Source organism: Mycolicibacterium houstonense (assembly GCF_900078665.2).
Lineage (GTDB): Bacteria > Actinomycetota > Actinomycetes > Mycobacteriales > Mycobacteriaceae > Mycobacterium > Mycobacterium houstonense.
This window is the reverse complement of the sequence record NZ_LT546207.1, coordinates 2,840,231-2,847,708: the sequence shown is the minus strand read 5'-3', so window position 1 is coordinate 2,847,708 and position 7,478 is coordinate 2,840,231. Positions and strand designations below refer to the sequence as shown.

7 protein-coding genes and 1 pseudogene are annotated in these 7,478 nt (G+C 67.9%); 6 read left to right on the top strand and 2 right to left on the bottom strand.

Annotated features, from left to right (window positions below; all coding sequences use genetic code 11):
- A pseudogene (locus BN4332_RS14360) lies at positions 1–632 on the top strand (phosphopyruvate hydratase family protein); the annotation flags it as partial.
- An 11-nt stretch (positions 633–643) separates the two neighbouring features.
- Here BN4332_RS14360 and efeO read toward each other — a convergent pair.
- Both efeO and efeU read right to left on the bottom strand, forming a co-directional pair.
- On the bottom strand, positions 644–1,819 hold the full coding sequence (gene efeO, locus BN4332_RS14355; protein WP_066899056.1) for an iron uptake system protein EfeO: 1,176 nt from the start codon (positions 1,817–1,819) through the stop codon (positions 644–646).
- Complete coding sequence (efeU, locus tag BN4332_RS14350; RefSeq protein WP_066899058.1) at positions 1,816–2,745, bottom strand: iron uptake transporter permease EfeU; 930 nt, start codon at positions 2,743–2,745, stop codon at positions 1,816–1,818. Before efeU ends, efeO begins: the two co-directional genes overlap by 4 nt.
- A gap of 208 nt (positions 2,746–2,953) precedes the next feature.
- Here efeU and BN4332_RS14345 point away from each other — a divergent pair, with 208 nt between their 5' ends.
- The 5 genes from BN4332_RS14345 (at position 2,954) to BN4332_RS14325 (ending at position 7,192) form a co-directional block, all read left to right on the top strand.
- Complete coding sequence (locus tag BN4332_RS14345; RefSeq protein ID WP_066899055.1) at positions 2,954–3,685, top strand: lytic transglycosylase domain-containing protein; 732 nt, start codon at positions 2,954–2,956, stop codon at positions 3,683–3,685.
- Positions 3,686–3,769: 84 nt separating this feature from the next.
- Entirely contained in the window at positions 3,770–5,053 is a 1,284-nt protein-coding gene (eno, locus tag BN4332_RS14340; protein ID WP_066899054.1) for a phosphopyruvate hydratase, read from the top strand.
- Between the two features lie 24 nt (positions 5,054–5,077).
- Positions 5,078–5,773 carry an FtsB family cell division protein gene (locus BN4332_RS14335; protein WP_066899053.1) on the top strand — a complete coding sequence of 232 codons (696 nt, stop codon included), beginning with the start codon at positions 5,078–5,080 and terminating at the stop codon, positions 5,771–5,773.
- The gene (locus BN4332_RS14330; RefSeq protein WP_066899052.1) at positions 5,766–6,257 is read left to right on the top strand and encodes a DUF501 domain-containing protein; all 492 of its coding nucleotides are present in this window, start codon (positions 5,766–5,768) and stop codon (positions 6,255–6,257) included. The genes BN4332_RS14335 and BN4332_RS14330 overlap by 8 nt, the downstream gene beginning before the upstream one ends.
- Positions 6,254–7,192, top strand: coding sequence for a Ppx/GppA phosphatase family protein (locus BN4332_RS14325; RefSeq protein ID WP_066899057.1), 939 nt, complete (start codon positions 6,254–6,256; stop codon positions 7,190–7,192). The genes BN4332_RS14330 and BN4332_RS14325 overlap by 4 nt, the downstream gene beginning before the upstream one ends.
- Positions 7,193–7,478 lie beyond the last annotated feature (286 nt).

The following is a 7,478-nucleotide window of genomic DNA, read 5'->3' as shown; positions in this document are numbered from 1 at the left end:
TCATCGGCCTGGCCGCCGACGATCAGCGACTCGTCGACCAGGCACTGCTGGACCTCGACGGCACGCCCGACAAGTCCCGGTTGGGCGCGAACGCGATCCTCGGTGTCTCGCTGGCAGTCGCCAAGGCCGCCGCCGACAGCGCCGCGCTGCCGCTGTTCCGCTACCTGGGTGGGCCGAACGCGCACATCCTGCCGGTGCCGATGATGAACATCCTCAACGGCGGTGCCCACGCCGACACCGGGGTGGACGTCCAGGAGTTCATGGTCGCCCCGATCGGCGCGCCTTCGTTCAAGGAGTCGCTGCGCTGGGGTGCGGAGGTCTACCACTCGCTCAAGTCGGTGCTCAAGAAGCAGGGGCTGTCCACCGGGCTCGGCGATGAGGGCGGGTTCGCCCCCGACGTCGCGGGCACGAAGGCCGCGCTGGACCTGATCGCGACGGCCATCGAGGCCACCGGCTTCAAGCTCGGCAGCGATGTGGCGCTGGCGCTGGATGTCGCGGCGACCGAGTTCTACACCGAGGGTTCGGGTTACGCCTTCGAGAAGGAGACCCGGACCGCCGAGCAGATGGCCGAGTTCTACGCCGGTCTGCTCGACTCCTACCCGCTGGTGTCGATCGGGGATCCGCTGNTTCAGTGGGGGACGACTCACTGTGGGGCGATGACACCTTGCACCTGGCTCACCTCTTTGCTCAGCGCGTCGATGGCGCGAGACAGCTCCTGGCGTTGCGGCTCAGTCACCTTGTCGTAGGAGACAAAACCATCTCCTTCACGATACTTCTGCAGCAACTTCTCGACCTCGGCGAATCTCTGATCCACCCGCTTACCCAGCTCCGGGTCACGTTCGTCGAGGATCGGCCGCACCGAGGCCACCGCGGTCTGCGAACCCTCGACGTTGGAGTTGAAATCCCAGAGGTCGGTGTGGCTGAAGATGTCTTCCTCGCCGGAGATCTTGCTGATCGCGATCTCGTCGAGCAGACCCTGCGCGCCGCCGGCGATCTGGGTCGAGTCGATCGTCCAGTCCGGCGCCTTCACCCCGGCCTGCAGTTCCTTCACGTCGGCCACCAATTGGTCGGCGATCGCGTTGGTGTCGGGCTGCAGCCCGGTGACCCACAGGTCCTTCTCCAGGCGATGGAAGCCGGTCCACTTCTGACCGGGCTCCAGATCGGCCTCACGCAGGTCGACCCGCGGGTCGAGGTCGTTGGGGAAGGACTCGGCCACCGGCTCGATGCGCTCCCAGTACACCCGAGAGGTGGGGAACTGTGCCTTGGCGGCAGCGATGTCCTTGGCCTTGATGGCGGCGACGAACGCCTCGGTGGCCGGCACCAGCGCGTCGGCCTGGCTGATCACGTAGCGCCGGTAGCTGTCGGCGGCTTCCTTGAACTTGCCCTCGGTGTCGACCTGCACGGCCTCACCGCTGACCGTGAAGTCCCCGCGGATGCCCTCACCGACCATGCCGGGACGGCACGAGGTCTGGTAGGTGCCGGGTTGGGTGAGTTGGACGATCAGCTGACGCTTGAGCCCGGGGGAGATGTTCTCCACCTCGCCCATGACGCGCTCGCCCTCGCCATAGACGTAGAACTCGGTGACCTTGTTGCCGTTGTTGGTGACGACGAAGGTGCTCTGCCCCGTCGTCGCGGTGGTCCCCGACAGCTTGCACTCGGTGTCGGAGGCGTCGACGGTGATCGGGGCGGCCTTGTCGGCGCCGTTCCCGCCTGCGCTGCCGCTGTCGCTCTCCTTGGCCTGGCAGCCGCTCATCGCGATACCTGCCAGCACCGCGGCGGTTGCCGCGAAACCGGTCTTGACGGCAGGAGTGATCTTCACTTGGTCGACCTTTCGGATGCGGTTGGGGTCTCCGGCTCGACAGTGGGCTCGGAGGAAGTAGAGGTGGCTCCCGCGGTGCGCGTCGGCTTCAGGAACAGCGCCAGCACCACGACGATGTAGGCGAGCCAGGCGGCGAACTGCAGCACGGTCGGCGTGGGGTCGATGTTGAAGACACCCTGGATCACCTCGCCGTACCAGGCCGACCAGTCGAACGCGCCGCTCATGTCGAACGCCTTGGCGCTGAGCCCAGGGATCCAGCCGACGGTCTGTAGCGCCTTGATGCCGTAGGCCAGGATTCCGGCCGCCACCACGATCAGGAAGATGCCGGTGTATTTGAAGAACTTGGCCAGGTTGATGCGGACGGCGCCGGCGTACATGCCGTAGGCGATCGCCGCCGCGATCAGCACACCGATGATCAGGCCCGTCAGCGGCCACAGCGTCTCGGCCTCGGCGTAGCCGACCATGAACAGCGCGGTCTCCACCCCTTCGCGACCCACCGCCAGGAAGGACAGCAGGGCCACCGCCAGGCCGCCGGTCTGCAGCGCCTGCGACATCTCGCTGCGGAGTTCGCCGGACAGGGAGGCCGACGCCCGCTTCATCCACAGCACCATGGTGGTGACGATGACGACGGCGATCAGCGAGGCGATCCCGGCGATGGCCTCGGCGCCCAGACCGCTGATGGTGTTCTCGCCGAACTGGATGACCAGAAAGATCGTGACGGTCATGGCGATCGCGGCGCCGACGCCCAACCACACCCATTTGAGGGCGTCGCGGCGTTTGGATTTGACCAGAAAAGCGACCAGGATCGACACCACGATGGCGGCTTCGAGGCCCTCCCGCAAACCGATCAGACCACTGCCGAACACCTGTGAGGTGATGTTCGATGCGGCCAGCGTGCTGGTCGGAACGTCCGAGATGGCAGTGATCAAAGCGTCCTCGTTCGACCCGGGTGAAATCACGATGAAAACCGTAGCCTTGGCTTGCCATAGCAAGGCGTGGCTCACCTTAGCAGGGGAGTCTGGGGACACGGCCGTGTTCACCTGCTGTCTTCCCAGCACGCGACCGTCGCCCGACGCGTTCATAGCCGCGCATGCGACGATGGCCAATCAGATAGAGCGGGGTTGAGGGAGTCCGGTGTCGCCAGTGCGTTGGCTGCGGGCTGTCGCCGTAGTTGCTGCGACAGCGCTGCTGTTGGCATCCAGCTGTTCGTGGCATCTCGGCACCCCAATTCCCGAAGGAGTGCCGCCTCCGGCCGGGGCCCAGGTGCCCGCGGTCGACACCTACGCCAAGGGCAGACCCGCGGATCAGCTGCACGAATGGGCCGCCGAGCGGGCGCCCGCGCTGGGCATGCCCGTCAACGCCCTGGAGGCCTACGCCTACGCCGCCCGCGTTGCCGAGGTGGAGAACCCCAATTGCCAGCTGGCCTGGACCACGCTGGCCGGCATCGGCATGGTCGAGAGTCACCACGGCACCTACCGGGGCGCGATGATTGCCCGCAACGGCGATGTCACCCCGCCGATCCGGGGGGTGCAGCTCGATGGCACCGCGGGCAACCTGCACATTCCTGACACCGACCAGGGCAAGCTGGACGGAGACCCGCTGATGGACCGGGCCATGGGCCCGATGCAGTTCATCCCGGAGACCTGGGGTCATTTCGGCGTGGACGCCAACAACGACGGGGTGGTCAGCCCCGACAACTTCGACGATGCCGCGCTCTCGGCGGCCGGGCTGCTGTGCTGGTACGGCAAGGACCTGTCCACCCCGAGGGGCTGGATGAAGGCGCTGAAGGCCTACAACAACTCCGAGCAGTACGCCCGGGCGGTTCGGGACTGGGCGACGGCCTATGCCGCCGGTCATGGCTTGTGACACGTGTGACAAGCCCAAACACGCCGTCGGGCCGACCACGATCTAGTCTCATCCCTACACGCCGGACTCAATAAGGAGAAGCCAGTGCCCATCATCGAGCAGGTTGGAGCCCGCGAGATCCTCGATTCCCGCGGCAACCCGACGGTCGAGGTCGAGGTGGCCCTGACCGACGGCACGTTCGCCCGGGCGGCGGTGCCGTCGGGTGCGTCGACCGGCGAGCACGAGGCGGTGGAGCTGCGCGACGGCGGTGCCCGCTATGGCGGCAAGGGCGTCGAGAAGGCCGTGGAGGCCGTGCTCGACGAGATCGCCCCGGCGATCATCGGCCTGGCCGCCGACGATCAGCGACTCGTCGACCAGGCACTGCTGGACCTCGACGGCACGCCCGACAAGTCCCGGTTGGGCGCGAACGCGATCCTCGGTGTCTCGCTGGCAGTCGCCAAGGCCGCCGCCGACAGCGCCGCGCTGCCGCTGTTCCGCTACCTGGGTGGGCCGAACGCGCACATCCTGCCGGTGCCGATGATGAACATCCTCAACGGCGGTGCCCACGCCGACACCGGGGTGGACGTCCAGGAGTTCATGGTCGCCCCGATCGGCGCGCCTTCGTTCAAGGAGTCGCTGCGCTGGGGTGCGGAGGTCTACCACTCGCTCAAGTCGGTGCTCAAGAAGCAGGGGCTGTCCACCGGGCTCGGCGATGAGGGCGGGTTCGCCCCCGACGTCGCGGGCACGAAGGCCGCGCTGGACCTGATCGCGACGGCCATCGAGGCCACCGGCTTCAAGCTCGGCAGCGATGTGGCGCTGGCGCTGGATGTCGCGGCGACCGAGTTCTACACCGAGGGTTCGGGTTACGCCTTCGAGAAGGAGACCCGGACCGCCGAGCAGATGGCCGAGTTCTACGCCGGTCTGCTCGACTCCTACCCGCTGGTGTCGATCGAGGATCCGCTGTCCGAGGATGACTGGGACGGCTGGGTGGCGCTGACGTCGGCCATCGGTGACCGGATCCAGCTCGTCGGCGACGACCTGTTCGTCACCAACCCGGAGCGCCTCGAGGACGGCATCGAACGCGGCGCCGCCAACGCGCTGCTGGTGAAGGTCAACCAGATCGGCACGCTCACCGAGACCCTGGATGCCGTTGCGCTGGCGCACAACAGCGGCTACCGGACGATGATGAGCCACCGCAGCGGTGAGACCGAGGACACCACCATCGCCGACCTGGCGGTGGCGGTGGGCAGTGGCCAGATCAAGACCGGCGCCCCGGCCCGCAGTGAGCGCGTGGCCAAGTACAACCAGTTGCTGCGTATCGAGGAGGCCCTGGGCGACGCCGCGCGCTACGCCGGCGACCTGGCGTTCCCCCGGTTCGAGGCCAAGTAGCGCAGGCGCCTGCGCACCACGCTGATGCCCGAAGCGAAGCGGCCCGATCCGAAGCGACGTTCCCCGGCCTCCCGGCCCGGTAAGCCGGGCAAGGCCGGGGAGTCGAATCGGCCGCGCGCTTCTCAGACCCGCCGCCGCGTGGCGGACACCCGCGCGGCTCAGCCAGAGCCGGTGGCCGACGAAACCGTCACCAAAGCCATTGCCGTACAAGCCCAACAGCAGGCCGAGATGCAGTCCGAACTGCGGTTCGGGTCGACGGCGCGGCGGGCGGCGATCCTGGCCGCGGTGGTGTGTGTGCTGACGTTGACCATCGCCGGGCCGGTGCGTACGTACTTCGCCCAGCGCACCGAGATGAAGCAGCTCAAGGCCAGCGAGGAACAGTTGCGGGCCCAGATCGCCGAACTGGAGCAGCAGAAGGTCAAGCTGGCCGACCCGGTGTACATCGCGGCCCAGGCCCGTGAGCGGCTCGGCTTCGTGATGCCGGGCGACACCCCCTATCAGGTGCAGCTGCCCCCCGGTGCATTGGCGCCGAACGACCCGGGGGAGGTGGCCCTGCCGGGGTCGACGGTACCGGCCGGACAACCCTGGTACACGTCGCTGTGGCACACGATTGCCGATGAGCCGCATGGTGTTTCACCGACCATCGGTGGCCCCCCGCCGCCACCGGGCGGGCCACCCGCCCCACCACCCGCCGATCCGTCCAGAGGTCCCAATGGTTGATGCCGCCGACATCGCGGCCGTGGAACGGCAATTGGGCCGTGAGCCGCGCGGCGTCCTCGAGATCGCCTACCGCTGTCCCAACGGTGAACCCGGCGTGGTGAAAACCGCACCGAGGCTTCCCGATGGCACGCCGTTCCCGACGCTGTACTACCTGACGCATCCCGCGTTGACCGCGGCCGCCAGCCGCCTTGAGTCGTCGGGTTTGATGCGGGAGATGACCGAACGCCTGCAGCAGGACGAGGAATTGGCCGCGGCCTACCGGCGGGCACACGAGTCCTACCTGGCCGAGCGGGATGCGATCGAATCGCTGGGGACCACGTTCACCGGCGGCGGCATGCCGGATCGGGTCAAGTGCCTGCATGTAGTGATGGCCCACTCACTGGCGAAAGGCCCCGGAGTCAATCCTTTCGGTGATGAGGCGCTGGCGGTGCTGGCCGCCGAGCCGGCGATGGCCGGAATCCTGGATCGTGAGGTGTGGGCTTGAGGCGGGTCGGCGCAATCGACTGTGGCACCAACTCCATTCGCCTGCTGATCGCCGACGTGGTGGACGGCAAGTTGCGCGACGTGCACCGCGAGATGAGGATCGTGCGGCTCGGGCAGGGTGTCGACGCCACCGGCCAGTTCGCGCCGGAAGCCTTGGCCCGCACCGAATCCGCCCTTGCCGATTATGCGGCGCTGATGGCCGAGCAGTCGGTGAGCGCCGTGCGGATGGTGGCGACCTCTGCGGCGCGCGATGCCGGTAACCGTGACGAGTTCTTCGCGATGACGGCGCGTCTGCTGGGCAAGGTGGTGTCAGGATCGGTGGCCGAGGTGATCACCGGCACCGAGGAGGCCGAGCTGTCGTTCCGCGGCGCGGTCGGTGAACTCGACGCAGCCGCAGGCCCTTTCGTGGTCGTGGACCTGGGCGGCGGTTCGACCGAGGTGGTGCTGGGCGGCACGGCGGTGCAGGCGAGCTTCTCCGCCGACATCGGGTGTGTCCGGCTCACCGAGCGGTGCCTGCATTCCGACCCGCCGACTGCTGCCGAGGTGGCGCAGTCGCGGGCCGTGGTCCGCGACGGTCTGGCCGAGGCGCTGCGGGTGGTGCCGGTCGACGGCGCGCACACCTGGGTGGGCGTGGCCGGGACGATGACCACGCTCTCGGCGTTGGCCCAGGGCATGACCGAATACGATGCCGATGCGATTCACTTGTCCCGCATCGGTTTCGAGGATCTGCTGCGGGTATGCGAGCAGCTGATCGGCATGACGAAGCAGGACCGTCTGGCGCTCGGGCCGATGCATGCCGGCCGTGCCGATGTGATAGGTGGCGGCGCGATCATCGTCGAGGAACTCGCGGCCGTGCTCGGTGAGCGGGCCGGCATCGGTGAACTCGTGGTCAGTGAGCACGACATTCTCGACGGCATCGCGCTGTCGATCGCCTGATCTGTTCCCGTAAAGGTCTGGCCGCGCGCCGTTTTCCACCGCAAGGTTGTGATCTCGGCGTCAAGCAGCCCTGGTGTAGAAAGCGGCGTCCTCAAGCGCCTCCGCACATAAAACAACGGCCGAACGCGGTTGCCCGCGCCCGGCCGTTGCCGTGTCTAGCTAATTCAGGATGCGCTGCCGTGGCTGCTCGCCGGTGCGACCGCAGGGGCCGGGGCGGGCGTGGTGACCACGGGCTGGGTGCCGGCGGGAACCAGCGCCGGCTCGGAAGCCGGGGCCGGAGCGGCCG

What these genes read in the sequence shown, in the direction of transcription:
- BN4332_RS14335 (WP_066899053.1), top strand. Translation starts at nt 5,078, where the DNA reads ATGCCCGAAGCGAAGCGGCCCGATCCGAAGCGACGTTCCCCGGCCTCC.
- BN4332_RS14330 (WP_066899052.1), top strand. Translation starts at nt 5,766, where the DNA reads ATGGTTGATGCCGCCGACATCGCGGCCGTGGAACGGCAATTGGGCCGT.